Origin of the sequence: Cellulomonas humilata (assembly GCF_030814415.1) — a bacterium.
In the GTDB taxonomy this organism is placed as follows: Bacteria; Actinomycetota; Actinomycetes; order Actinomycetales; family Cellulomonadaceae; genus Cellulomonas; species Cellulomonas humilata_A.
In genome coordinates this window covers 1,053,638-1,078,416 of the sequence record NZ_JAUSVB010000002.1, presented here as the reverse complement: position 1 = coordinate 1,078,416, position 24,779 = coordinate 1,053,638, and the positions used below count along the sequence as shown (strand labels likewise).

Below are 24,779 nucleotides of genomic sequence, written 5' to 3'. Positions count from 1 at the left end.
GGCGTCGTCACCCGGACCGAGCGGTCTACTTGGTGTCCGGCTCCCCGTCCTTGCGGGCGGGCGGGAGCGAGGACAGGTCGTCCGGGACGTCGATCACGTCGTCGTTCGCGCGGCTGATGCGGTCGGCATCGGTCACCACGTCGTCGTGGTCGTCGAGCTCGTCCTCGAGGTCGGCATCATCCTCGACGTCGTCGATCTCCTCGACCGGCGGCTCGATCTTCTTGGCGATCGCGGCCCGGATCCAGCGCGTGTGGGCGCCGGGGCTCGACTCGAGCGTGATGACGTCGTCCTCGACGGCCACGACCGTGCCCAGCAGACCCGACGCTGTCATGACCTCGTCGCCCGGGATGAGGTTGTTCCGGAACTCCTGCGCCACGCGCTGCTGCTTGCGGGTACGACTCGACATGAGCCAGAGAGCGCCCAGGGCGATGGCCAGGATGAGGAAGAGTTCCACAGCGGTACGGCTCCGATCGGGTGGTGTGTCCGCCGCAGTCTAGGCCCGGCGGCTCGCCGCTCCAACGCACGGACCCCGGTCTTGGTTCCGTGAGACGGACGGCTCAGCCGAACAGTGTGCCCGATCCGTGGGGAACCTCGAGCCCGAGGTGCGTCCAGGCCGCGGGGAGCGCGATGCGCCCGCGCGGTGTCCGCCCGATCAGGCCCTCGCGCACGAGGAACGGTTCGGCGACCGTCTCGACGGTCTCGGGCTCCTCGCCGACCGCCACGGCGAGCGTCGTCAGGCCCACCGGTCCCCCGCCGAACCGCGTGCACAGCGCCGTGAGCACCGCCCGGTCGAGCCGGTCCAGGCCCAGCTGGTCGACCTCGTAGACGTCGAGCGCGGACTGCGCGGCAACGAGGCTCAGGGTGCCGTCGCCACGCACCTCCGCCCAGTCGCGCACGCGCCTGAGCAGGCGGTTCGCGATGCGGGGGGTGCCCCGGGAGCGAGATGCGAGCTCCGCGGCGGCCGCGTGGTCCAGCGGGACGCCGAGCAGTCCGGCCGACCGGACGAGGACCCGCTCGAGCTCGTCGGACGAGTAGAAGTCGAGGTGCGCGGTGAAGCCGAAGCGGTCCCGCAGGGGTGCCGGGAGCAGGCCGGCGCGGGTGGTCGCCCCGACGACGGTGAAGGGCGGCAGCGTCAGCGGGATCGCGCTCGCACCCGCTCCCTTGCCCACGATCACGTCGACCCGGAAGTCCTCCATCGCCATGTAGAGGAGCTCCTCTGCCGGGCGCGCCAGGCGGTGGATCTCGTCGAGGAAGAGGACCTCGCCCTCCTCGAGGGAGGACAGGACGGCCGCGAGATCGCCCGCATGCTGGATGGCGGGTCCGCTGGTGACCCGTAGAGGGGCACCCATCTCGGCCGCGATGATCATCGCGAGCGTGGTCTTGCCCAGCCCGGGAGGTCCGGAGAGCAGCACGTGATCGGGCGCCTTGCCCCGGCCGCGCGCGGCGTCGAGCACCAGGGAGAGCTGGTCGCGCACCACGCGCTGGCCGACGAACTCCTCCAGCCTGCGCGGGCGCAGCGCGGCCTCCGCCGCACGCTCCAGGTCGTCGGCTCCCGACTGGACCAGCGACTCGGCCGCGAAGCGCTCGGTCACCAGCTCCTCGCGGTCGTCAGCCATGCCCACCACCCAGGGTCCGCAGGGCCGCGCGCAGCACCCCGGCGACCTCGTCGGCAGCCACGGGCCCCTCGGTGCCCTCCAGGACGGTCGACACGGCGTCGCCGGCCGCGCGCGCGTTCCAGCCGAGCCCGACGAGCGCCTCGATCACCTGGTCGCGCCGGTCCCCGCCGAAGACGGCGGCGGCGGGTGCGGTCACGCTGGCGGGTGCGCCGATCCGGTCCTTCAGCTCGAGCACGATGCGCTGCGCACCCTTGAGGCCGATGCCCGGGACGCGCTGGAGCGCCTTGAAGTCCTCGTCCAGCACCGCGCGGCGCAGCCCGTCCGGCGTGTGGACCGCGAGCATCGCCAGGGCCAGCCGCGGACCGACCCCGCTGACCGTCTGCACGGTCTCGAAGATCTCGCGCTCGTCGGCGTCCGCGAACCCGAACAGGGTCAGCGCGTCCTCCCGCACCACCAGCGACGTGGCCAGCTGCGCGGAGGAACCGACCCGCAGGCCCGCCAGGGTGGCCGGCGTCGCGTGCACGAGCAGGCCCACTCCGCCGACCTCCACCACGGCGGCATCGAGCCGCACCACCTGCACCGTGCCGTGGACCGACGCGATCACCGGCCAACCTCCCAACGTCAAGGACACCTCTGCTGCCGGACACTCTGACACACGCAGGCGAACACCTGTACGAAGACACGCGGTCAGCCGCGGCGTCGGGCCGCCTGCTCGGCAGTGGCCCAGGCGCGCTGAGCCGCGGTCAGGGATCCGGGCGCCCGCTGCGGGGCACCGAGAGCACCCGCGGGCCGCCACAGGTGGCACACGGCGAGGGCGAGCGCGTCCGCGGCGTCGGCCGGTCGCGGGAGCTCCTCGAGCCGCAGCAGCCGCTGCACCATCGTCTGGACCTGTGCCTTGTCCGCCCGTCCGTTCCCGGTGACCGCGGCCTTGACCTCGCTGGGCGTGTGCAGCGCGACCGGGATCCGACGACGAGCGGCGGCCACCATCGCGATGCCCGCGACCTGCGCGGTGCCCATCACGGTGCGCAGGTTCTGCTGCGCGAACACCCGCTCGACCGCGACGGCGTCAGGGGCGTGCTCCTCGAGCCACTCCTCGATCTGGCGCTCGATCGAGAGCAGTCGCTGGTCGACGTCCCAGAGGGCGTCGGACGTCGCGACGCCGACGGCGACCATGGACAGCCGGCGGGACGGGAGTCCGTCGACGACGCCGAGGCCGCACCTGGTCAGGCCGGGGTCGACTCCGAGGACGCGCACGCCGTCATGCTCTCAGCCGGGCAGCCGTGATCCCGGGAGGCCACGCCCCGGGGACGACGAAGGGGCCCGACCGTCTTCGCGGCCGGGCCCCTCCGGGACGATCAGTCCTCTGCGTTCGTAGTCGGACTGAGCCTGCGCTCCGCTGCAGCCGAGTGACGCTCCGCGCCCCTCGACCTCCGCTGCGCTCCGGCTCAGTCCTCCTCGAGCTCCGCCATGACCTCGTCGGACGCGTCGAAGTTGGCGTACACGTTCTGCACGTCGTCGGAGTCCTCGAGCGCGTCGATGAGGCGCAGGATCTTGCGCGCACCCTCGGCGTCGACCTCGATCTGCGTGGCGGGCCAGAAGACGACGTCGGCCGAGTCGTACTCGATCCCGGCGTCCTGCAGGGCCGTGCGCACGGGGACCAGGTCGGTGGCCTCGGAGAGCACCTCGAAGGCCTCGCCCAGGTCGTTGACCTCCTCGCCGCCCGCGTCCAGGACCGCCTCCATGACGGCGTCCTCGTCGGTGCCCTCCTTGGGCACGATGACGACGCCCTTGCGCGAGAACAGGTAGGACACGGAGCCGGGGTCGGCCATCTGGCCGCCGTTGCGCGTGAACGCGACCCGCACGTCGGACGCGGCGCGGTTCCGGTTGTCGGTCAGGCACTCGACCAGCACCGCGATGCCGCCGGCGCCGTAGCCCTCGTACATGATCGTCGAGTAGTCGGCGCCACCGGCCTCCTGGCCGGACCCGCGCTTGACGGCGCGGTTGATGTTGTCGATGGGGACCGAGTTCTTCTTGGCCTTCTGGACCGCGTCGAAGAGGGTCGGGTTGCCCGCGAGGTCACCGCCGCCGGTGCGGGCCGCGACCTCGATGTTCTTGATCAGCTTGGCGAAGAGCTTGCTCCGCTTGGCGTCGACCACGGCCTTCTTGTGCTTGGTGGTGGCCCACTTGGAGTGACCCGACATCGCTTCAGCTACCCCTTCGTCTCCCGCGTCCCGTGGCCGGCTGCAGCGCCGGTCCTCACAGGGTGTCGCGGACGATCTCTACGAACAGTTGGTGCACCCGGGTGTCTCCGGTGACCTCCGGATGGAACGAGGTCACCAGCAACGAGCCCTGGCGGACGGCCACGATCCTACCGGCGGCAGGACCCGACTCCACCCGGGCCAGCACGGACGCGGCCGGGCCGACCTCCTCGACCCACGGTGCGCGGATGAACACCCCGTGCACCGGGCCGTCGATACCGGCGATGTCGAGGTCGGTCTCGAACGACTCGACCTGCCGACCGAACGCGTTGCGACGCACCGTGACGTCCACGCCGCCCAGGGTCTGCTGGCCCTCGATCCCGCCGAGCACGCGGTCGGCCAGCAGGATCATCCCCGCGCACGAGCCGTAGGCCGGCATGCCGGCGCGCAGCCGCTCCTGGAGCGGCCCGAACAGCTCGAACGCCCGCAGCAGCTTGTCGATCGTGGTCGACTCCCCGCCGGGGATCACGAGGGCGTCGACCGCGTCGAGCTCGCGCTGCCGCCGGACCGGTACGGCGTGCGCACCCACGGACTCGAGCGCGTGCACGTGCTCGCGCACGTCTCCCTGCAGGGCGAGGACTCCGACGGTCACGGTCACGACGGGCGAGTCTAGGCGCGCTCCGGTCACGCCGTACGCTCCCGCGTTGTGACCTTCGACCACCTCGACGCCCGTGCGGCCGACCTCGACGCCGCGCACGCCACGACCGACCTGCGCGAGCGGTTCCTGCTCCCGCCCGGCGTCGTCTACCTAGACGGCAACTCCCTGGGCGCGCTCCCCCGGGCCGTGCCCGCCGCGGTCCGGGACGCCGTCGAGCAGCAGTGGGGGCGAGACCTGATCGCGTCGTGGAACACGCACGGGTGGTGGGACGCGCCGGTGCGCGTGGGCGACGCGATCGGCCGGCTGGTCGGCGCCGCGCCCGGTCAAGTCGTCGTCGGCGACTCGACGAGCGTGCGCCTCCACCAGTCTCTGCACGCCGCCGCGGCCCTGCGCCCGGGCCGGTCGGTCGTGCTCACGGAGCCGGGGTCCTTCCCGACGGACCAGTACGTCGTCGCCGGTGTCGCTGCGCAGCTCGGCTGGCGGGTCGAGCACGCCGCTCCGGCCGAGATCCCGTCGAGGCTCTCCCCTGACGTCGCGGTCGTCGTCCTGTCCCACGTGGACTACCGGACGGGCGAGCTCCTCGACCTGCCCAGCATCACCGCGGCCGCCCACGACGCCGGTGCGGTGGTCCTCTGGGACCTGTGCCACTCGGCGGGCGCCGTGCCGGTCGGTCTCGACGAGCACCAGGTCGACCTCGCGGTCGGCTGCGGCTACAAGTACCTCAACGGCGGACCCGGCGCACCCGCCTACGGATACGTCGCGGCGCGGCACCAGGACGCCTTCGTCAACGTCGTGCCCGGCTGGCACGGGCACGCTCAGCCGTTCGCGATGGCCGACCAGTACGTCGGGGCCTCGGGCATCTCGCGTGCGCGCATCGGGACGCCTCCGATGCTGTCCCTGCTCGCCCTCGAGGCGGCGCTGCAGGCGTTCGACGGCGTCGACATCCACGATGTCCGGGCGCGCTCGTTGAGCCTGACGCGGTTCCTGCGGGACGCGATCGCCGACGTCCTGCCCGACGCCGCGTTCGTCTCACCCGAGCCTGACGGGCTCCGCGGGTCGCAGGTGGCGCTGCGGCACCCGGACGCCTACGGGATCGTGCAGGCGCTCGCCGCACGCGGGGTGGTCGGCGACTTCCGCTCGCCGGACGTGGTCCGCCTCGGTGTCGCCGCGCCCTACCTGACCCACGCGGACCTGGTCACGGCCGTGCGGGCGCTGCGCGACGTGCTGGACGCCGGCGAGCACCGCGACCCGGCCTGGGCGCGGCGCAACCCCGTCACCTGACCTACTCGCGCGCCAGGCCGAGGTGCCGTGTCTCGCCGTCCCACGCCGGCAGCAGGCCGCGGACGAGGTCGACGAGACGGTCGGGGAACACCTCGATGTCGACGCGGTCGAGGTCGTCCAGCGACCACCAGCGCAGCTCGTCGATGACGTCGTGCTCGAGCTCGGTCCAGCCGCCGCGGTCGACCGCGCCGAACGCGGCCGCGGGCACGCGGGCCAGGTAGAGGATCTCGTCCTGCCGGCAGTGCTCCGCGAAGAAGTCGAAGATCGCCGACCGGGTGAACACCGGGCCCACGAGGTCCGCCGCGGTGAGGGCGATCCCCGTCTCCTCGCGGACCTCACGCACGGCCGCCGACATGGCGTCCTCACCGTCGTCGATGCCGCCGCCGACCGTGAACCACCAGCTGCGGTCGGGCTGGTCCACGTCGTGCCCGCGGATGAGCAGCACGCGGTCGTCCTCGTCGAGCAGGATCACGCGCGCGGCCTCGCGGAAGAGCAGACCGTCGTCGCCGCGCCGCCACTCCGGGCCGAGACCGTGCACCGGACCGCCGCCGTCGGCGCTCGACCGGGACGGGACACCGGAAGGAACGGCGGAGGCCGCGGACGAGTCGTCCGCGGCCTCCGGCGTCGAGTGGTGCTGCGTCACCAGCCGCGCTCGGCGAGGCGGTGGGGCTCCGGGACGTCCTCGACGTTGATGCCGACCATGGCCTCACCCAGACCGCGGGAGACCTTGGCGATGACGTCCGGGTCGTCGAAGAACGTGGTCGCCTTGACGATCGCGGCGGCGCGCTCGGCCGGGTTGCCCGACTTGAAGATGCCGGAGCCGACGAACACGCCCTCGGCGCCGAGCTGCATCATCATCGCGGCGTCGGCAGGGGTCGCGATGCCGCCCGCGGTGAAGAGCACCACCGGGAGCTTGCCGGCGAGGGCGACCTCCTTGACCAGGTCGTACGGCGCCTGCAGCTCCTTGGCGGCGACGAACAGCTCGTCCTCCGGCAGGGAGGTCAGGCGGCGGATCTGGTCGCGCAGCGTGCGCATGTGGGTCGTCGCGTTGGACACGTCACCCGTGCCGGCCTCGCCCTTGGAGCGGATCATGGCCGCGCCCTCAGTGATACGGCGCAGGGCCTCACCCAGGTTGGTGGCACCGCAGACGAAGGGCACCGTGAAGGCCCACTTGTCGATGTGGTGCGCGTAGTCGGCCGGGGTCAGCACCTCGGACTCGTCGACGTAGTCGACACCGAGCGACTGGAGCACCTGCGCCTCGACGAAGTGGCCGATGCGGGCCTTCGCCATGACGGGGATGGAGACGGCGTCGATGATGCCGTCGATGAGGTCGGGGTCGCTCATGCGCGCCACGCCACCCTGGGCGCGGATGTCCGCGGGGACCCGCTCGAGGGCCATCACGGCGACCGCTCCGGCGTCCTCCGCGATCTTGGCCTGGTCGGCGGTGACGACGTCCATGATGACGCCGCCCTTGAGCATCTCGGCCATCCCCCGCTTCACGCGGGCGGTGCCGATGACGCCGGCGTGCGTCGCGGTGGTGGGCTGGCTGTTCTCGCTGGTCACGTCGAGCCTCGCAGATCCTCGTGCGGTGTGGGAACGGCCGTCTCGACGGCCGGGTCGGTCAATCGTAGTCCGTCGAGCCCGGGCTCCCGGGCGCCGTCTCAGCCGGACGGAGTGCTCTCCACGGGGCCGCGGCGGGTGCCGGGGCGGCCGAGGTTCTCGGGCCACGCGTCGTCCAGCTCGAGGCTGCGGGGCTCCGGGGCGTGCCCGGCGAGGCGCAGCAGCCGGACGAGCCGGCCGCGCCGTGCGCGCGACGTCTGCGCGACGGCCTCGTTGTAGAAGCGGCGCGACAGCTGCATGCGGTACCAGGACGACGCGAGCAGGTCCACCAGCTCGTCGCCCGCGGGGTCCGCGCGCAGTGCGGACACCTCGTCGGGGTCGTCCAGCGCCTCGCGCAGGGTCGCCGACAGCTCGCTCTCGATGCCACCGCGGTCGACCGCCAGCAGAGCCGCCCCGCCGACGGGCAGCTCGTCGGGGCCGACGAGCGTGAGCAGGTCGGCCGGCAGCTCGCTCGCCCCCGTCGACAGCGCGGCCCAGGCCGCCTCGCCGACGAGCACCGAGCTCACCGGGTCCAGCAGCCCGGACGTCGCCAGCTCGGCGGCGACCGTGGCACGGCGCACCAGCTGGGCGTCGAGGACCGCGCGGGACGTGCCGACCTTGCGGTGCAACCGGTCCAGCCGCGACGCGGAGACCCACACCCGCCACAGGGCGAGCGCCAGCACGATCGTCACGTAGACGGTGATCTCCGACCATCTCATCGCGAGTCACCCCGGCCCCGGCGCGGCTCGAGCAGCCGCGCACCGCGGATCGACGACGGGTCCTCACCGACGGGGGCGTCCCGACCGGCGACGACCATCTCGTAGACGGCGAGCACCTGGTCGGTCACGGTCGCCCAGTCGTACTGCCGCACGACCTCGAGCGCATGCTTCGAGACGCGCGCGCGCAGGTCCGGGTCGCGCAGGACGCGGACGAGCGTCGAGGCCAGGTCCGCGCTGTCGCCGGTCCGGAACAGGATGCCCGCGGCGCCGTCGTCCAGCACGCGCGAGAACGCGCCGAGGTCGCTGGCGACAACCGTCGCACCGGCACTCATCGCCTCGACGAGCACGATGCCGAAGCTCTCGCCGCCCGTCTGCGGTCCGCAGTACACGTCGACGGAGGCCAGCAGGTTGGCCTTGTCCTCGTCGGAGATCCCGCCGAGGAACTCGACGGCGGCCGCCGCCTCGTCGCCCAGCAGCTCACGGACCTCGTCCGGTCCGGTCTCCCCGCGCCCCGCGACGAGGAACCTCGCGCCCGGGAGCTCGGCGAGCACCCGGGGCACGGCCTCGAGCAGGACCGGCAGCCCCTTGCGCGCCTCGTCGAGCCGCCCGAGGAACGCGATGGTCGGACGCTCGGGTGTCCCGGTCCAGCGCGGGTCGGACGTCGCGGCGGTGAACGCGTCGACGTACACACCGTTCGGGATCACGACGGCGTCGCCGCCCATGTGCTCCACGAGGGTGCGCCGGGCGTCCTCCGAGACGGCGATCCGGGCCGAGATCTTCTCCAGCGACTGCCGCACGAGCGGGTAGGCCATCTGGAGCGGGCGGGAGCGGATGAGTGCCGTGTGGAACGTCGCCACGATGGGGCCGTCGGCGATCCACAGCGCCAGCATGCCGAGGCTCGGGGTGACCGGCTCGTGCAGGTGCAGGACGTCGAACTCGCCCGCGGCGAGCCACTTGCGCACGCGCGCGGCGGTCACCGGCCCGAAGGTCATGCGGGCGACCGCGCCGTTGTAGCGCACGGGGATCGCACGCCCGGCCGCGGTCATGTACTCCGGGATCGGGGTGTCGTCGTCGGCGGGCGCCAGGACGGACACGGTGTGCCCGCGCGCGATCAGGGCCTCCGCCAGGTCGCGCACGTGGAACTGGACGCCGCCGGGCACGTCGTAGGAGTACGGGCACACGATGCCGACCCGGAGCGTCCGCTCGGCACGGCGGGGACTCATCCGACGCTCCCCTGGGCGGCGAGCGTGGCGGCGTAGCGCTCGGGGTCGAGGTCCTCGACGAAGACCTTCTGCAGCATGTGCCAGTCCTGCGGGCGCTGCCGGACGCCGGCGGCGAACTGGTCGACCCACGCCTGGGTCATCGCGCGCACGCGGTCGGCACGCGGCACGTCCGCCGGCATCTCGATGGCCTTGTTGAACTGGATGACGATGCCCCACGGCGACCCGGCAGCACGGCGCTGGGCGCCCCGCAGCCGTTCGTAGTAGATGACGGTGGTCACCAGCGGCGCACCCGTGGTGATCGACAGCGCCGCCGGCCCGGCCGCCACCCGCGCCCGGTGCCCGAAGAGGTCGACCTCGAGGCCCTTGGACGTGAGGTCGCGGTCGGCGAGCAGGGGCAGGATCGCGGCGCCGTTGCGCGCGGCACGCACGAGCCCGCGGAACACGTCGCCGCCACCGGTGAGCGCGAAGATCGTGATCCCGATGCTCTCCCGGAACGCCACGAACTCCTGGAACAGCGCCTCGGGCTCGAGGCGCTCCGCGACGGTCGTGACCGGCGCGATCTCCCGCGTGCACCAGGCGCCTGCGAGGTCCCAGTTCCCTGTGTGACCGACGGCCAGGACGATGGCCTGGTCGTTGTCCGTGTGCACCCGGACGTTCTCGATGCCGACCACACGGACGCGTGCGTCGATGCGGTCCTGGGTCATGGTCGCCAGGGCGAACGCCTCGCCGAAGTACCGCATGTACGACCGCATGCCGAGGCGGCCCAGGCGGCGCAGCTCTCGGGAGCCGAGCTCTGGACGGACGCGACCGAGGTTCCTCTCGAGCTGCTGCACCCCGCCCCCACGGCGCGCCCACGCCAGGTCCGCAGCGGCGTCGCAGAGCATCCGGAGCACGGGTCCGGGCAGCTTGCCGGCCACCTTCCACGCGACCGAGTAGGCGCGGGCGACGTCGACCTTCACCCCGTCACCTGGCGATACACCTTGCTCATCCGCTGCACGATCGTCACGGCCGACGCGAGCGCGAGCAGTGCGAGCACGACGGTGAGCACGACCGTCGGCGCGCCGACGCCCACAGCGAACGTGGCCACGAGCACGAGGGCGAGGCGGTCCGCCCGCTCGGCGATGCCTCCCGACGCGGTCATGCCCAGCCCCTCGGCGCGAGCACGCGCGTACGGCACGATCGAGCCCAGCACGAGGCAGGCGAGCGCGAGGATCGCGGAGAGCCGGTCGTCGCCGCCCGCGGTGAACCAGAGCACGAGCCCCGCGAAGATGGCGCCGTCACCGAACCGGTCGAGCGTCGAGTCGAGGAACGCACCCCACGGCCCGGAGCGGCCGGCCTGCCGCGCCATCACGCCGTCGAGGGAGTCGGTGAGGACGAACACGGCGATGACGAGGGTGCCGAGCAGCAGGTGCCCTGTGGGGAACGCCCAGAGCGCGGTGACGACCACCACGAGCGTCCCGCCGATGGTCACCGCGTCCGGGGAGATGCCCAGGCGCAGCAACGCCTTGGCGATGGGGGTGAAGAAGCGCGTCATCGCACCGCGCAGTCCGTTCAGCACGTGCCGATCATCCCTTCGATGCGGTCGGCCAGGCAGCCGCCAGCCGCGTCCGCGTGTCGCTGAGCAGCTCCGGCAGCGCGCGGCTGCGGGCCACGATCGGCAGGAAGTTCGAGTCGCCGCCCCACCGGGGCACCACGTGCTGGTGCAGGTGCGCGGCGATCCCGGCACCCGCGACCTCGCCCTGGTTCATGCCGAGGTTGAAGCCCTGCGGCGCCGAGACCGCGCGGACCACCTGCATCGCCGTCCGCGTCAGCGACGCGACCTCGGCGACCTCTGGCTCCGTGAGCTCCGTGTAGTCGGCGACGTGCCGGTACGGGCACACCAGCAGGTGCCCCGAGTTGTACGGGTACAGGTTCAGCACGACGTAGGCCACGGCACCGCGCGCGACGATCAGCCCCGCCTCGTCGCTCAGCGACGGGATCCGGCAGAACGGGCAGCCGTCGCCGGCCGCACCGTCCACCGGCTTGTCCTGCCCGCCCAGGTAGGCCATCCGGTGCGGGGTCCAGAGCCGCTCGAAGCCGTCGGGCACGCCCGCGAAGTCGTCGGCGGACTCGGTCACCATCAGACCTGCACGCGGTCGCGCACCGCCGAGACGATCCGCTCGATCGCCTCCGCCACGGGCACGCCGTTGTCCTGGCGTCCGTCGCGGTACCGGAACGAGACGGCCCCCGCGTCAGCGTCCTCACCGCCGGCGATGAGCACGAACGGGATCTTCTGCGTGCTGGCGTTGCGGATCTTCTTGCCGAACCGGTCGTCGGACCGGTCCACCTCCGCCCGGATCCCCTGCGCCCGCAGCTGGCTCACGACGTCGTCGAGGTAGCCCTCGAACGGCTCGGCCACGGGCACGGCGAGCACCTGGACCGGCGCGAGCCAGGCCGGGAACGCGCCGCCGTAGTGCTCGGTCAGCACGGCGAAGAACCGCTCGACCGACCCGAACAGCGCACGGTGGATCATCACGGGCCGCTGGCGGCTGCCGTCGGAGGCGGTGTACTCGAGCTCGAACCGCTCGGGCAGGTTGAAGTCGAGCTGGATGGTCGACATCTGCCAGGTGCGCCCGAGCGCGTCCTTGACCTGCACCGAGATCTTCGGTCCGTAGAACGCCGCACCGCCCGGGTCGGGCACGAGGTCGAGCCCGGAGGCCTCCGCGACCGCGCGCAGGGTCTCCGTGGCCTCGTCCCAGACCTCGTCGGAACCCACGAACTTCTCCGGGTTCTTGGTCGACATCTCCAGGTAGTAGTCGTCGAGCCCGTAGTCCTTGAGCAGGTCCAGGACGAACTTCAGCGTCGTGGTGAGCTCGTCCGCCATCTGCTCGCGGGTGCAGTAGATGTGAGCGTCGTCCTGGGTGAAGCCGCGGGCACGGGTCATACCGTGCACGACGCCCGACTTCTCGTACCGGTACACGGTGCCGAACTCGAACAGCCGCAGCGGCAGCTCGCGGTAGGACCGACCCCGCGCCGCGAAGATCAGGTTGTGCATCGGGCAGTTCATCGGCTTGAGGTAGTACTGCTGCCCCGCCTTGCGGACGTGCCCTTCGGCGTCGCGCTCCTCGTCGAGGGTCATCGGGGGGTACATGCCCTCCGCGTACCAGTCGAGGTGGCCCGAGATCTCGTACAGCTTGCCCTTGGTGATGTGCGGGGTGTTCACGAACTCGTACCCGCCCTGCACGTGCCGCAGTCGGCTGTAGTGCTCCATCTCCATCCGGACGACGCCGCCCTTCGGGTGGAACACCGCCAGGCCGGAGCCGATCTCGTCCGGGAAGGAGAACAGGTCCAGCTCGGTGCCGAGCCGGCGGTGGTCCCGGCGCTCGGCCTCGGCGATGCGCTCGAGGTAGGCGCGCAGCTCGTCCTTGGTCGGCCACGCGGTGCCGTAGACGCGCTGCAGCTGCGGGTTCTTCTCCGACCCGCGCCAGTACGCGGCGGCCGACCGGGTCAGCTGGAACGCGTTGCCCAGCACCCGGGTGCTCGGGACGTGCGGGCCGCGGCACAGGTCCTGCCAGACGACCTGCTCGCTCTCACGGCCGGCCCCCCGGACGTTCTGGTAGATGCTCAGCCCGCCGAGACCGACCTCGACCGACGCGCCGTCGGCAGCCTGCGGGTCGCCCTTGAGACCGATGAGCTCCAGCTTGTACGGCTCGTCGCGCAGCTCGGCGCGGGCCTCGTCCTCGGTGACGTCCCACCGGCGGAAGGTCTGGCCCTCCTTGACGATCCGGCCCATGACCTTCTCGATCGCCTTGAGGTCGTCCGGGGTGAACGGGGTCTCGACGTCGAAGTCGTAGTAGAACCCGTCGGTGATCGGCGGCCCGATGCCGAGACGCGCCTTCGGGTGGATCTCCTGCACGGCCTGCGCCAGCACGTGCGCCGCGGAGTGCCGCAGCACCGCGAGACCGTCCGGCTCGTCGATGGTCACGGCCTCGACGACCGCGCCGTCGGCCAGCGGCAGGTGCAGGTCGCGCAGCTCGCCGTCCACGCGGGCGACGAGGACGTCGCGCCGGGAGGAGTACAGGTCGGTACCCGTCGTCCCCGGCTCCACCGTGGTCGCGATCCCGTCGACGGTGAGGGTGATGAGCTCGGGCACCGGTACAGCCTCCTTCGTGGCCGCTCGCCCTGGCGGCGAGCCACTCGATGCTACCGGCGGGCTCGCGGCGCATCGGACCTCATATGCACGGCAGGAGGGGCCGGCCTGTGGGGCCGACCCCTCCTGATCGAGTGGGCGATACCGGACTCGAACCGATGACCTCCTCGGTGTGAACGAGGCGCTCTACCAACTGAGCCAATCGCCCGTCGTTCGCGGATCCGTCGCTCCGCGACACGCCGGGTGCCGGGAATGACGAGCACCCGCGGGTGACATCGAAGAGGATGCTACCCGGCCCGGGTCGAGAATCCGAACCGGGCTCACCAGGGCTCACTGCAGGTCATCGCGCCGAAGTCAAGGGGTGCGCCGTCGCCAGGACGGGTGCTGTCTTGCGCTGCCGCACCATCGGGGCGCGTCTCTCCGGGTGAACTCGGGGTCACTACCGGTCCAATCGGGCACCTGGCCTGCCATGATGGGACCTCCAGCCCTTGCGAACAGGAGGACCCGATGCCGAGCTCGACTTACGACGTCGTCGAGGTCGTCGCCATGCAGCTCATCGGATCCGACGCCAGCGTCATCCCGGTGAGCGCCGAGTTCTCCTTCAGAACTTCCGATCCGTACACGGTGCGCGCGGTCTTCACCGGCCCGCACACCATGTCGACCTGGCTGATCGGCCGCGAGCTCCTCTCCCTGGGGATGCACGCGACGGCCGACGCTCCCGCCGGGACCGGTGACGTGCAGGTGTGGCGCGACGAAGACCCCGACTACACGCTCGTGTCGCTCAGCGGAGTCGAGGGCAGCGCACTGCTGGCCGCTCCCACCGAGCCGATCGAGCGCTTCCTCGCCGGGACCGAGGCCCTCGTGCCTCTGGGTACGGAGAGCGACCGGATGGAAGGCGAGATCACGGCGCTCATCGCCGCTCTCCTGACCGCCTGACACCTTCCTCATCGCGACCGGTTCCGCCTCGGGCGGGGCCGGTCGTCGTATGTCATGGGTCGAGGTCGTCGGCGAGCCGTGCCTGGAAGAGCCGCTGCGCCTCCAGCGAGACCGGGCCGGCGTCGATGTCGACCCCGTCGAGGCTGACGACCGGCGACACGTTGCGGATCGAACCGCTCATCATCAGGTGAGCCGACCCGTCGGCGACCTCGTCGAGCACCTCGTACCGGAGCTCCCCCGGTGCGGCCTCACGGACGGGGAGACCCACCGCCGCCGACCACTCCAGCAGGAGCTCTCGGGTAATGCCGGCCAGGCAGCCGCTCGACAGCGGCGGCGTCACCAGCTCGCCGTCGCGCTCGACGAAGACGTTCGAGGCGGTGCCCTCGCACAGCTCACCGACCGTGTTGGCCAGCACGGCCTCGTCGGCTCCGCGCCGGTACGCCTCGGCGACGGCCACCACGTTCTCCGCGTAGGACGTCGTCTTCAGGCCGGCCACCGACGAGCGCTCGTTGCGCACCCACGGCACGCGGACCACCCGGGAGACCTCGGACCGTGCTCCAGGGCCGGCGAGCACGAGGATGCTCTGCCGCTGCTCCTCGGGCGCGAACCGGTGCGACCCCAGCGGTCCCGGTCCGCCCGTGAGCGTGATCCGCAACCGACCGACCTCGGGACCCGCGTCCGCGAGGACTGCCGCGACACCCTCGCGGACGGCACCCTCGTCGGGCGCGGCCAGGCCCAGACCGAGCGCGGACCTCTCCAGGCGGCGCAGGTGCCGGCTCAGCGCGAACGCCGTCCCGTCGTACACCGCACAGGTCTCGAAGACCCCGTCGCCCACCGTGAGCCCGTGGTCGACGCCGGACAGGAGGAGGTCCTCGGGACCGTGCAGACGACCGTTCGACCAGATCACGACACCCATCGCGTCAGTCTGACATCGACTCGGCAGCGACACCGGACGCCAGGCCGACGAGCCGCGCGGCCTTGAGCTCGGTCTCTGCCCACTCGCCCTCGGGGTCGCTCCCCCACGTGATCCCCGCGCCCGTACCGAACCGCAGGACGTCGTCCGCCCACCAGAACGTCCGGATGCCGACGGCCAGCTCCGCGCGCACGTCCCCGTCCGCGCCGACCTCGATCCACCCGACGGCCCCGCAGTACGGACCACGCGGGGCCGTCTCGAGCGCCGCGATGATGTCGAGCGCCGACGACTTCGGGGCACCCGAGACCGAGCCCGGTGGGTAGGTGGCGTCGAGCAGCCGCGCCCACAGGTCCGGCGCGTCGGCGACGTCGTCGGTCAGCACGCCCTGCACCGTGCTCACCAGATGGACCAGGCCAGGGTGACGTTCCTCACCCAGGAGGGTGGTGACCTCGACCGTGCCGGGTGCGCACACTCGCTGGAGGTCGTTGCGAACGAGGTCGGTGATCATGACGTTCTCCGCGCGGTCCTTGTCCGTCATCTGCTCCGGCGTGGCGGCCGTCCCCTTGATCGGGCCGCTGGTGACGACACCGCCGTCGACGCGCAAGTACAGCTCCGGTGACGCGGTGACCACCCACACCTCCCCCGGCACCTGCACGCCGCCCGCGTAGGGCGCCGGGTTGCCCGCCCCCAGCAGCGCACCGAGAGCACGCGCGTCGGGCTCGCCCGGGAGCGGAGCGCTCAGGACGCGGCAGAGATTCGCCTGGTAGACGTCACCTTCCTGGATGTGCGCCCGCACCTGGCCGACCGCGTGGACGTACCCGGCACGGTCGATCGACGACGACCAGGATGCCGCCGACGGGCCGGTCCACACGCCGGCGACGACGGGTTCGGCGGCGGCGACGTCCGCGAACCGCCACGCGCGCACCGTGCCCTCGAAGTCGCCCACGACGGCCCACCAGCCAGGCTCCGCGAGCCGCTCGGGCTGTGCCCGGACGTCCACGACCTCGACGACGCCGGTCGCCTCGACACCGGCGAACCACGCGACGCCACGTCGACTGACGGTCTGCTCGGGCACGCCCACACGCTACCGAGCAGCGGGCCCGCACCCCGCGATGCGCGCAATCACCCGGGTGCCCGGAGCCAGTTGGACTCTCGCCGAGATCGTCAGTTAGAGTTCGGGACGCACACGGAACACCGGTGAATGCCGGGGAGACGTGCTGTGCGGACGTGGCTCAGTGGTAGAGCATCACCTTGCCAAGGTGAGGGTCGCGGGTTCGAATCCCGTCGTCCGCTCGGAGGCAGACACTCCTTGATCGGCTGACCGCAGCCGCTGAGGACTGCGGTCTCACGGTGGAGTGGCCGAGTGGCGAGGCAGCGGCCTGCAAAGCCGTATACGTGGGTTCGAATCCCATCTCCACCTCGTATCACCACAGCAGTACCCGTGGTTCACCATGGGCGATTGGCGCAGCGGTAGCGCGCTTCCCTGACACGGAAGAGGTCACTGGTTCGATCCCAGTATCGCCCACCAGCATTACCGCAGGTCAGGCCCCACTTCGGTGGGGCCTTCCTTCGTTTCGTACCGGCACAGCGTTCCGGTGGCCAAGATCACCCGGCCCGTCATCACACGTGCGCACGCCATCTGAGAAGGGAAGCCTGCCGAACGTTGCCGTCGGGTATTGGGTACTCAGAAGCCCACCTCGAGTCACGGGCAGACGACTCCTACGCACTGCGGCTCAGTGCCGTTGTGCTTCGCGGTGTTCCCGCCCAGGTCCGTGGCGCCCGGGGCGTAGATGCCCCACCCCGTGTTCCTCCGGGCGTCGTTGCCGCCGATGCTGACGAGCTCCATGTGAGCGTTCTCGAGCAGCAGGCCGTCACCATTGAGACGGAATGTGTTGTCCTGCACGACAGTCTCTTCCCACAGCTCCTCGGTCACGAACGCCACCGTGGTCTGGTTCGCACGGAACGTGTTCGAGGCAATGGTTCCCCCGAACCGGCCGGCCACCACTGCCGTCGTGTTGCCGACAAGCGTCGACCCGGTGATCCGCAGGATCGCGCCACGGCCGGTCACGGCCACTTCAGAACCGGTGAACCGACTGTCCGTGATGATGAGCCCGCTCACGACTCCGGCGCTGACCACGGCATTCGGGTTGTCGATGAAAGTAGACCGCTCGACGGTCGCACCTGCTTCGATGACTACGAGCGCTCGGTCGTTGCTAACGAACCGGGTGTCGGTGAAGGTGCCTCTCGAACCTGTGTCGCCCACGTATCCGGCCCCATTGTCAGCAAAGATCGTGTGGTTGATGTCGACCCGAGCCATCTCGGCTGTCACAGCGACTACGCGGTTGTTCGTGAACGTCGAACGGGTGATCGTGACCGCATTGGCGCCCACACCCCCGTCACCCGTGTCGTCGAGCCCTGTGTCGTTGTCGCGGAACGACACGCGGTCGACCAGGACCGGACCACCTACCGGGTCGTCCCAGTTCACGAGGGTGTCCATCCCCTTGGTCCACCCGGTGATCGTTCCGTTCTTGATCGTCGAGTCGCCCGCGGACGCGACCGTCACTCCCACACCGCCGGCCGTGCCCCGCAGGGTGTGGCCGCGCAGGTCGAGATCGACGCCGGCGGCCAGGGCCAGCCCAGGGCCGGCGCAGACCAGGTCGGCCCGCAGCACGGTGTCCACGGTGAGCGTCGAGCCGCAGGCAGGTGGGGCTGGTGCTGCACTCGCGGGAGCTGCCACCAGGACGGCGACGCTCGCAAGCGCCAGGCACCAGAGAGCGACCGCGACACGCACGATTACCTCCGACAGCGAGCTTGGGATGACGATCGAACTGTGACGCCGAACAGACGGCCTGGTCGGCTACCGCGCCGCACCGGGCCGAGCTGACGACGCCGACCCAACGACCCAGGACGAGTGGAGGGTGACCCTCGCCGTACCGAGCCTTGAGACCACTATGGCCCCGTTATGTCTGGCGTCGGAGGGTGAAGATGCAGCGCGGTGCCGGCGCCGAGTCGTGCAACAACGCGGACGCGAGCGAACGTCGGCGAACACGGTCCGACCGGATCACGGCTCGTCGCTCCAGCCGTCCTGCTCAGCCGGGAACCAGCCGAGCCTGCGGTCACGATGTCCTCGACGGCCACTCCTCCCAGCTCAGCTCGGCTCGCTGCGTCGGCTCTTTGGTGGAGATCCCAGAGGTGAGCACGCGGGCCGCGGGGATCCGGGTGACGTCCTCTCGCGAGACTTTCACGTTCACGACGATGGCCATCAGCACGGCGATCGGTGGTGGAACCAGAGCCGCACGGAAGTTCCGGAACAGACGAGCAGCCAGTTGGTAAATGACCCATACATCGACCCAAGCCGAGTCCACGTCCAGAGCGTCTGCGGTTTCGTGTAGCAACGCGATTGCGTTCGCCGGTGTTCGCTCGCATCCGTCGGCGGCTGCGGGTCTGGTGACCTGCGCAGACGATCAATGGCGGACATGGACGGACGCCGTTCCTCTGCCTGACACGGAAGAGGGCCCTGGTTCGATCCCAGTATCGCCCACCAGCATTACCGCAGGTCAGAGTCCGTTCCGGAGAGATCTGCAGCGGCCCTTCTGGTGCTCCCAGGGTGGCATGCTCGGGAGCGGTTGGCGATGCGCCGCTCGCGCTTCCGCCCCCGCCCTACCCGTGTACCGGCTCAGCGGCCCCGAGCAGCCCGTCGCGCTGCGCCTGCAGCACCGCCGTCAGCCTGTCGGTCGTGCCGAGCTTCCGGTAGATGTGCCCCTGGTGCTTGGAGACCGTCCGGCTCGACACGCCGAGACGGTGCCCGATGGCCGTGGCGATGAGGCCCTGCTCCATGAGGACCAGGACAGCGTGCTCGCGCTCCGTGAGCACCGACGGTCCGCCGTCGGGTGGGCTCGTGGTGGCCGCGGTGAGAGCGGCGAGAGAGCGCATGGCGGCCGCGTGCTGGTCGAGGCCGACCACCAACGCATGGATCGACCGCGCGAACGCGAGGTCCTCGGGACCGAAGGGCTGCACTCGCGCCACGACCCACCACCTGCGGCCCGCGCGGCCCGTCCCTGGGACAGGGAACGCGAGCCCGTGGCGCAGGCCGTCGTCGCGCAGCCGCCGCACCACCGACGCCGTGGCGGGCTCGTCGACGCACGGATCCACCTCGTCCGAGCTGCGGACCTGCTCGTCGCCAGGCCAGCGACGAAAGTGCCTGAGGAGCGGCGCATCGAGGGCATGCCGTGAGTAGAACCGGACGTCGACCGGCCGTGCGCGACGGAGAGCGAGCGGCTCGATACGGCAGCAACCGCCGGTCCGCTGGACGGTCCCGGCCGACGCGGCGAACGTCTCCGCGAGCGCGACGGACAGCGCCTCGGGGGCGGGCTCCACCAACGGCGCAGAGAGCAGGCGCCCCGTCAGGTCGAGCCACCGTCGACACTCCTGCTGCTCCTCCACGATGCCTGCCCCCGCACGCGTCGAGTCGTCACCCGGAACTCCGGGAATATGCGTCGCTACCGGACCCGGAGGCGTGCTGTCAAGTCGTCATTGTGCCCATCGCGTCGGCCGAGCTCGCCGTCGACGCTGGCACAAGGCAGGCACGAAAAGGGGGACGACGATGTCCGACGAGCCAGGAGCAGCCGGCGACGACCAGGAGCGACCGGCCGTCTCGGTGTCGTACCGGCGCAGGACGACGCGGCGGCCGGACCGGCTGCTCGACCTCGACGACGACGTGGCGGGTTCGCTGCTCGTCGACGATCTCCTGGCCGACCACGTCGGCAGCCTGGACCTCGAGGACCTCGGGCTGGACGTCGCGATCACCAAGGGCGCGGTGGCCGACCTCTTCACGCAGCGGCTCGAGGCGGTGACCCGGGTCTTCACCACTCTCGACCACCTGCGCCAGGACCTGGGCAACCTCCTCCCGGTGGTGCCGGTGGTGTTCCCGCCCCAGCTCACCGGGCGACTGGTGAACCCGGACGGGTCCCCTGGGGCGTACGTGTCGGTCCGCGCCCTGGAACCCACCTGGGACACGACCGACGGGTTGCGGCAACGGCTGCCGTGGCCGAACCCCGAGGCCGGCACGGACGCACGGGGCGCGTTCCGCCTCTCGCTCCCGCCCCGCCCGATCCCCGAGAGCGGCCTGACACTCCTCGTCACAGGCAGCGACCGCGCGGTCGAGGTGGTGCTGCGCCGCATCGACCTGGTCGGCGGCACGGGCACGCTCGGGGTGGTTCCCCTCGACCAGCACGTCTCACCGTTGCCGCGGAGCGTGCTGTCGCAGCTGGGTGACGTCCTGCTGCCCACCGACGAGAGCGACCCCGTCGACCACCCCGAGGACTTCGCGACGCCCGCCCACCCGATCTCCCTCGGTGAGGGTGACTGCGCTCGTTCCTTCCGGTCCGGCTCAGGGGCCATCGACAGGCGGTCCTACAGGACGCTCGTACGCCTGGTCTCCCCCAGCCTGAGCGCCAAGCGCCTCGCGACGTCCGTGACCGTCGAGAAGGCCGGGACCTTCCGCATGTCGACTGCGAGCCCGACGCTGAGCGGCTACGCGGACACTGCGGAGATCATCGACGTGCTGAGCACGATCGGCAGCTGGGAGCTCGTGGAGCGCGTCCCCGTCGAGGCTCCCATCGACGTCTCGAAGTTCCTCCGTCTGGTCAAGCTCAACCCGCGCGCGGTCCCGAAGGCGTCCACCCTGGGCCTGGGCTACACGGTCTCGATGAAGCAGCTCTGGATCCCGACCGGCATGTCGCTGGGTGACCTGGTGTACTCCCTGCCGCTCGCCCCCGGCGAGCAGCAGCTGGTCGCCATCTCCGAGGAGCGCGAGACGCTCAGCGTCCGCGAGCAGGAGGCCCTGACCGCCGAGGAGCTCCAGCGGTACCAGGATGCTGCCGACACATCGACCTCGGCGGTCTTCTCGAGCGCCGCGGACGAGGTCGCGCGCGGGGGTACGGAGGTGTCGTCCACGTCCAGGGGCTTCTCAGCCGGCGGGGCGACCGCAGCGGCGTTCCAGTACATCCCGTTCTTCACGGCGACCGCGGGAATCGCCGGCGGCTACGCGAACTCGACCACGTCGGGCGAGTCCACCAGCTGGCAGCGGACGTCGCAGGACTACGTGTCCAGCACGGCACAGGAGCTCCACTCGTCGTTGTCGCGGCAGGCCGAGGTGCGCAAGCAGGCGTCGCGGACCGCGATGCGGCTCGCCAGCGCCTCCGAGCGGCGCCAGATCGTCACCAAGGTCATCACCAACCACAACCACAACCACGCGCTGACGATGCAGTACTTCCAGGTGCTCCGACACTTCGGGGTGACGAGCACCGTCGAGGACGTGCAGCTCGTGTGCTTCGTGCCCCTCGAGCTGGTCCAGTTCCTCCCGCCGCTGATGCCCATCGCGCTGCCCAGCGGCACGTACCCCCGCAACCTGCTCCTCTACCGCTACCAGGAGCTGATCCGGCACCACGACGTCATCGCCCCCCGCGTCGCTCGCCACCCGGAGCTGCGCCACGGCCTGCGGATGCTCAGGATCTTCGCGGGCGACCCCACCATGACGGCGAGCGGTTCGAGCGGTGCGGCGCAGGACATCCTCGACGTGTCGGTGCGCGGCACGTTCCTCCCGTTCGAGGACGTGTACGTCACCGCCGTGTCCACCACGGGCAGCCGCATCGGGCCCGTCCGGCTGTCCAACGCCAGCCTGCCGGTCGCCGAGGGCGAGGAGACCGAGGCCGGCCTGCTCCAGGTCCTTCGGGATCGACGCGCTCTGTCGTTCGAGACGCGGACCGGGTCCCTCACGCTGCCGTCCTCGTTCCCCCGGGACAACCTCGCGCGGTTCGAGTTCTCCCGGGCCTTCTCGACGTTCTCCTACCACCTGACGATGCCCTCGACCCTCGAGCTCACCGAGCTGGTCGAGTACCTCCTGAACGTCACGCAGATGGACGTCACCCTGACGCCTGCGAGGCTCGAGGCAGAGGTCGGCGGCCCGCTCGTCGAGGACCCTGTGGTGAGCATCGGCGGTCTGGACGTCATCGAGTCCTACAACGGCGCCGGCGGCTCCGAGCTGATGCCTCCGGTGCTACCCATCTCCGCGACACGGCTGTCGCCGGTGCTCGCGTTCGCCGACCTGCTCCGGATCGAGGCGCTCCTGCAGCACGTGGTCGAGAACACCGTCGGGTACTCGAAGGCCGTGTGGCAGTCCCTGACTCCCGAGGAGCGCGCGATCATGCTCGAGCCGTTCACCATCGGCGTTCCCGCCGGGGGCCTCGCGGACCCGTCGGACGAGGTGCCGCTGCTCAGCTGTGTTGCCAACGAGGTCCTCGGCTACTTCGGCAACTCGGCGGTCATGCCGTTCTTCGTACCTCAGCCGCTCGCTGTGGAGCTCGGCTTCACCTCCCAGGATCTCCAGGAGGCGCTGCTCACCTTCCACCGTCAGGCCTACCAGCCCGTCCAGTCGTCGATCACTCTGCCCGCGCGGGGTGTGCTCGGCGAAGCCGTCCTGGGTTCGTGCAGCTCGAGCGAGAGGATCGACCTCACGCGGTTCTGGAACTGGCAGGACTCGCCCGCGGACACCGCTCCTGACCTGGCCGCGATGGCTACCGCTCTCGGTGACACCGGGAACCAGCTCGTCGGGAGCACGGGCGCGACGATCCCCGCGACGACAGCACTCCCGACGACCTCGTTGCTCACCATCAACGGGACTGCGGGAGCCGCAGCGCCGGTCGCCGCGGCGCCCGCAGCCGCCCAGACGAGCACGACACCCGCGGCCGCCGCCAGTTCGACACCGACGGACCTCACCGGGGCGACGGCCCTGTCGACGACGATGGCCGCGCAGGTGACCAGCACCAACGCGAGCCTCACCGAGGCGATCAAGGCCGCGACCGACCTGGCAGGGAAGGCGCTCGACAAGCTGCCCGAAGCCATCGCGGCGAAGAACGGGGCGGAGGCCGAGAGCGGGACGCCGCCCGCGGAGACACCACCCGCGGAGACACCGCCCGCCGAGACGCCGCCCGCCGAGACGCCGCCCGCGGAGACGCCGGCGTAGCCCGGGGCCCAGGCCCGGACACCGCCTGACCAGAGGAGCGACCCGCATGACCGAGCCACCACCCGACGAGCCACCACCCGACGAGGAGCCGACCGATGAGGAACCACCCCCGGTCGAGGAGCCTCCCCCCGTCGAGGAGCCTCCCCCGGTCGAGGAGCCTCCCCCCGTCGAGGAGCCTCCCCCGGTCGAGCCGCCGCCGGTGCTTCCCGTGAACGACATCCCGTCCGGCACGGGCGTCGGCTCGGCCGAGGAGCGCGCGCTCGATGCGATGACCACGATCCTGCTCTCCGCCGTCTCCCCCGAGATGCTGGCGGCGCAGGCGCTCATCGCGCGGCGCCTCGCGATGTCCGGTGACCTCTTCCCGTCCCGGATCCCGCCCCCGAGGAACATCACGGAGGTCGGTGGCTACCTCAACCTGGTGCGCGACGACCCGGTACTGACGGCGCAGGTGCTCGCGTCCGCGCTGGGGGTCGCCGGTCCCAACCCGGCGCTCGGCTTCGAGCCTGTGCTGCCCCCGCTGTTCTACGCCTCGACACCGAACGACCGTCCCGTGGGCCCCGCGCAGGCCGCGACACCCGTGTCGCTCTCCGTGCGGAGCGACTTCCTCGTCAGCTTCACGGCAGCACTGGCCGGTCTGCACGCACTGGGGTGCACCCTGCCGGTGCTCGCGGCCACCCGCACCCTCCCGCCGGTCGTCCTCGGGGTGCCGGCGCCGACGGACCTCCTGCCGTACCTCGGCCGGGTGCTCGAGCTCGTGCCTGCCGCGGCGTTGGTCGACCCGACCACCGACCCGCTCGCGCTGGGCCAGGAGGGCGCGGCGGGGCCGCAGGTCGTGGTCACGCGCCAGCTCGACCCTGCGGCGCCTGAGGCCGCGACCGTCACGGCGAGCACCTGGTCGTTGTGGTCGTGCGACGCCACCACGTGCACCCAGGCCGACGTGACGGGCCCGTTCGTCCGGCTCGACGTCGTCCTCAACGCGGCGGGCTGGTACCAGAGCGTCGCTCCGGCGGCGCCGACGTCGCAGACGATCCCCGGTGACTGGTTCCGGTGGACGAACACGACAGGGCTGGTTGCGGGCGCGTCCACCGTGGGTGAGGAGCTCCGGCTCCTGCACGACGAGGGGACCATCACGGCGTCGTCGGTCCGTGACCGGCTCACCTGGGTGTGGGACGGCGCGGCGTTCGTCGCGCCATGACACCTGGCCCGGGATCACGCTGCTCACCATCGCGTTCCCGGCTCGCCGCTCCGCGCCGAGCCGCCGTGCCCGCAACGCACTCCAGCACCCACGGCACGCGATCCTCGACCTCACGCTCGACGTCGCGGACGCTCGGGGTGCGGACACGGACGCTGTCCGGCACTCGCGGGCGGAGGTCGAGCGGATCCGCGCTCTCGGCACGGAGTCGAACGCGGCACAGACGCTCGAGTCCGTCCCGCCGCGAGCGGGGACGGCGAGGCGACCACACGGGTGACACCGACGCATCGAC

At 71.5% G+C, this 24,779-nt stretch carries 23 protein-coding genes and 4 tRNA genes; 7 read left to right on the top strand and 20 right to left on the bottom strand.

The annotated features are described in order from the left end of the window. Positions 1-25: 25 nt before the first annotated feature. From yajC to pdxT, 6 genes are all read right to left on the bottom strand, one after another. The gene (gene yajC / locus J2X26_RS10920; protein WP_307492160.1) at positions 26-454 is read right to left on the bottom strand and encodes a preprotein translocase subunit YajC; all 429 of its coding nucleotides are present in this window, start codon (positions 452-454) and stop codon (positions 26-28) included. A 103-nt stretch (positions 455-557) separates the two neighbouring features. Continuing rightward, complete coding sequence (ruvB, locus tag J2X26_RS10915; RefSeq protein WP_307492159.1) at positions 558-1,616, bottom strand: Holliday junction branch migration DNA helicase RuvB; 1,059 nt, start codon at positions 1,614-1,616, stop codon at positions 558-560. Beyond that, on the bottom strand, positions 1,609-2,220 hold the full coding sequence (gene ruvA, locus J2X26_RS10910) for a Holliday junction branch migration protein RuvA (protein ID WP_307492157.1): 612 nt from the start codon (positions 2,218-2,220) through the stop codon (positions 1,609-1,611). The genes ruvB and ruvA overlap by 8 nt, the downstream gene beginning before the upstream one ends. Before the next feature lie 83 nt (positions 2,221-2,303). Next, on the bottom strand, positions 2,304-2,870 hold the full coding sequence (ruvC, locus tag J2X26_RS10905) for a crossover junction endodeoxyribonuclease RuvC (RefSeq protein WP_307492155.1): 567 nt from the start codon (positions 2,868-2,870) through the stop codon (positions 2,304-2,306). Positions 2,871-3,061: 191 nt separating this feature from the next. After that, entirely contained in the window at positions 3,062-3,817 is a 756-nt protein-coding gene (locus J2X26_RS10900; protein ID WP_307492154.1) for a YebC/PmpR family DNA-binding transcriptional regulator, read from the bottom strand. Positions 3,818-3,872: 55 nt separating this feature from the next. Beyond that, positions 3,873-4,472 carry a pyridoxal 5'-phosphate synthase glutaminase subunit PdxT gene (pdxT, locus tag J2X26_RS10895; RefSeq protein ID WP_307492152.1) on the bottom strand — a complete coding sequence of 200 codons (600 nt, stop codon included), beginning with the start codon at positions 4,470-4,472 and terminating at the stop codon, positions 3,873-3,875. 48 nt (positions 4,473-4,520) lie between these two features. Between pdxT and kynU the strand changes: the two genes are divergently transcribed. Further along, positions 4,521-5,753: a kynureninase gene (gene kynU / locus J2X26_RS10890; protein WP_307492151.1), complete on the top strand. Its 1,233-nt coding sequence runs from the start codon at positions 4,521-4,523 to the stop codon at positions 5,751-5,753. Between the two features lies 1 nt (position 5,754). Here kynU and J2X26_RS10885 read toward each other — a convergent pair whose 3' ends face one another. The 9 genes from J2X26_RS10885 to J2X26_RS10845 form a co-directional block, all read right to left on the bottom strand. Continuing rightward, complete coding sequence (locus J2X26_RS10885; RefSeq protein ID WP_307492149.1) at positions 5,755-6,396, bottom strand: NUDIX hydrolase; 642 nt, start codon at positions 6,394-6,396, stop codon at positions 5,755-5,757. Then, a complete protein-coding gene (gene pdxS, locus J2X26_RS10880) occupies positions 6,393-7,316 on the bottom strand; it encodes a pyridoxal 5'-phosphate synthase lyase subunit PdxS (RefSeq protein WP_307492148.1) in 924 nt (307 codons plus the stop codon). The genes J2X26_RS10885 and pdxS overlap by 4 nt, the downstream gene beginning before the upstream one ends. A 98-nt stretch (positions 7,317-7,414) precedes the next feature. Beyond that, positions 7,415-8,071 carry a hypothetical protein gene (locus tag J2X26_RS10875; protein ID WP_307492147.1) on the bottom strand — a complete coding sequence of 219 codons (657 nt, stop codon included), beginning with the start codon at positions 8,069-8,071 and terminating at the stop codon, positions 7,415-7,417. Beyond that, complete coding sequence (locus tag J2X26_RS10870; protein WP_307492146.1) at positions 8,068-9,294, bottom strand: glycosyltransferase family 4 protein; 1,227 nt, start codon at positions 9,292-9,294, stop codon at positions 8,068-8,070. Before J2X26_RS10870 ends, J2X26_RS10875 begins: the two co-directional genes overlap by 4 nt. After that, on the bottom strand, positions 9,291-10,253 hold the full coding sequence (locus J2X26_RS10865; RefSeq protein ID WP_307492144.1) for a phosphatidylinositol mannoside acyltransferase: 963 nt from the start codon (positions 10,251-10,253) through the stop codon (positions 9,291-9,293). Before J2X26_RS10865 ends, J2X26_RS10870 begins: the two co-directional genes overlap by 4 nt. Next, on the bottom strand, positions 10,250-10,852 hold the full coding sequence (gene pgsA / locus J2X26_RS10860; RefSeq protein WP_307492142.1) for a phosphatidylinositol phosphate synthase: 603 nt from the start codon (positions 10,850-10,852) through the stop codon (positions 10,250-10,252). The genes J2X26_RS10865 and pgsA overlap by 4 nt, the downstream gene beginning before the upstream one ends. 7 nt (positions 10,853-10,859) lie before the next feature. Then, entirely contained in the window at positions 10,860-11,414 is a 555-nt protein-coding gene (locus J2X26_RS10855) for an HIT family protein (RefSeq protein ID WP_307492140.1), read from the bottom strand. After that, positions 11,414-13,426, bottom strand: coding sequence for a threonine--tRNA ligase (gene thrS, locus J2X26_RS10850; RefSeq protein ID WP_307492139.1), 2,013 nt, complete (start codon positions 13,424-13,426; stop codon positions 11,414-11,416). Before thrS ends, J2X26_RS10855 begins: the two co-directional genes overlap by 1 nt. 132 nt (positions 13,427-13,558) lie before the next feature. After that, a tRNA-Val gene (locus J2X26_RS10845) sits at positions 13,559-13,631 on the bottom strand. Between the two features lie 299 nt (positions 13,632-13,930). On the opposite strand from J2X26_RS10845, the gene J2X26_RS10840 reads away from it, so the two are divergent. Beyond that, positions 13,931-14,359 carry an SsgA family sporulation/cell division regulator gene (locus tag J2X26_RS10840; protein ID WP_056095121.1) on the top strand — a complete coding sequence of 143 codons (429 nt, stop codon included), beginning with the start codon at positions 13,931-13,933 and terminating at the stop codon, positions 14,357-14,359. Between the two features lie 52 nt (positions 14,360-14,411). On the opposite strand, the gene J2X26_RS10835 is transcribed toward J2X26_RS10840, so the two are convergent. Further along, positions 14,412-15,275, bottom strand: coding sequence for an aminotransferase class IV (locus J2X26_RS10835; protein WP_307492135.1), 864 nt, complete (start codon positions 15,273-15,275; stop codon positions 14,412-14,414). Positions 15,276-15,279: 4 nt separating this feature from the next. Continuing rightward, positions 15,280-16,347 (bottom strand): chorismate-binding protein, encoded by a 1,068-nt coding sequence (locus tag J2X26_RS10830; RefSeq protein WP_307492133.1) that lies wholly within the window; start codon positions 16,345-16,347, stop codon positions 15,280-15,282. Between the two features lie 146 nt (positions 16,348-16,493). On the opposite strand from J2X26_RS10830, the gene J2X26_RS10825 reads away from it, so the two are divergent. The 3 genes from J2X26_RS10825 to J2X26_RS10815 all read left to right on the top strand — a co-directional run bounded on the left by J2X26_RS10825 (position 16,494) and on the right by J2X26_RS10815 (position 16,800). Next, positions 16,494-16,565: transfer RNA gene (locus tag J2X26_RS10825), tRNA-Gly, on the top strand. A 56-nt stretch (positions 16,566-16,621) separates the two neighbouring features. Continuing rightward, a tRNA-Cys gene (locus tag J2X26_RS10820) sits at positions 16,622-16,692 on the top strand. Between the two features lie 33 nt (positions 16,693-16,725). After that, positions 16,726-16,800 (top strand) — tRNA-Val (locus J2X26_RS10815). 174 nt (positions 16,801-16,974) lie between these two features. On the opposite strand, the gene J2X26_RS10810 is transcribed toward J2X26_RS10815, so the two are convergent. From J2X26_RS10810 to J2X26_RS10800, 3 genes are all read right to left on the bottom strand, one after another. Then, positions 16,975-17,835, bottom strand: a complete 861-nt coding sequence (locus J2X26_RS10810) for a right-handed parallel beta-helix repeat-containing protein (protein WP_307492131.1) — start codon at positions 17,833-17,835, stop codon at positions 16,975-16,977. 553 nt (positions 17,836-18,388) lie between these two features. After that, positions 18,389-18,637, bottom strand: coding sequence for a hypothetical protein (locus J2X26_RS10805; RefSeq protein WP_307492130.1), 249 nt, complete (start codon positions 18,635-18,637; stop codon positions 18,389-18,391). A 295-nt stretch (positions 18,638-18,932) separates the two neighbouring features. Continuing rightward, positions 18,933-19,715: a response regulator transcription factor gene (locus J2X26_RS10800; RefSeq protein WP_307492128.1), complete on the bottom strand. Its 783-nt coding sequence runs from the start codon at positions 19,713-19,715 to the stop codon at positions 18,933-18,935. 160 nt (positions 19,716-19,875) lie between these two features. Here J2X26_RS10800 and J2X26_RS10795 point away from each other — a divergent pair, with 160 nt between their 5' ends. Together J2X26_RS10795 and J2X26_RS10790 are read left to right on the top strand one after the other, a co-directional pair. Then, a complete protein-coding gene (locus tag J2X26_RS10795; RefSeq protein ID WP_307492127.1) occupies positions 19,876-23,295 on the top strand; it encodes a hypothetical protein in 3,420 nt (1,139 codons plus the stop codon). Positions 23,296-23,341: 46 nt separating this feature from the next. Continuing rightward, positions 23,342-24,490 (top strand): hypothetical protein, encoded by a 1,149-nt coding sequence (locus tag J2X26_RS10790; protein WP_307492126.1) that lies wholly within the window; start codon positions 23,342-23,344, stop codon positions 24,488-24,490. The last annotated feature ends 289 nt before the right edge of the window (positions 24,491-24,779 follow it).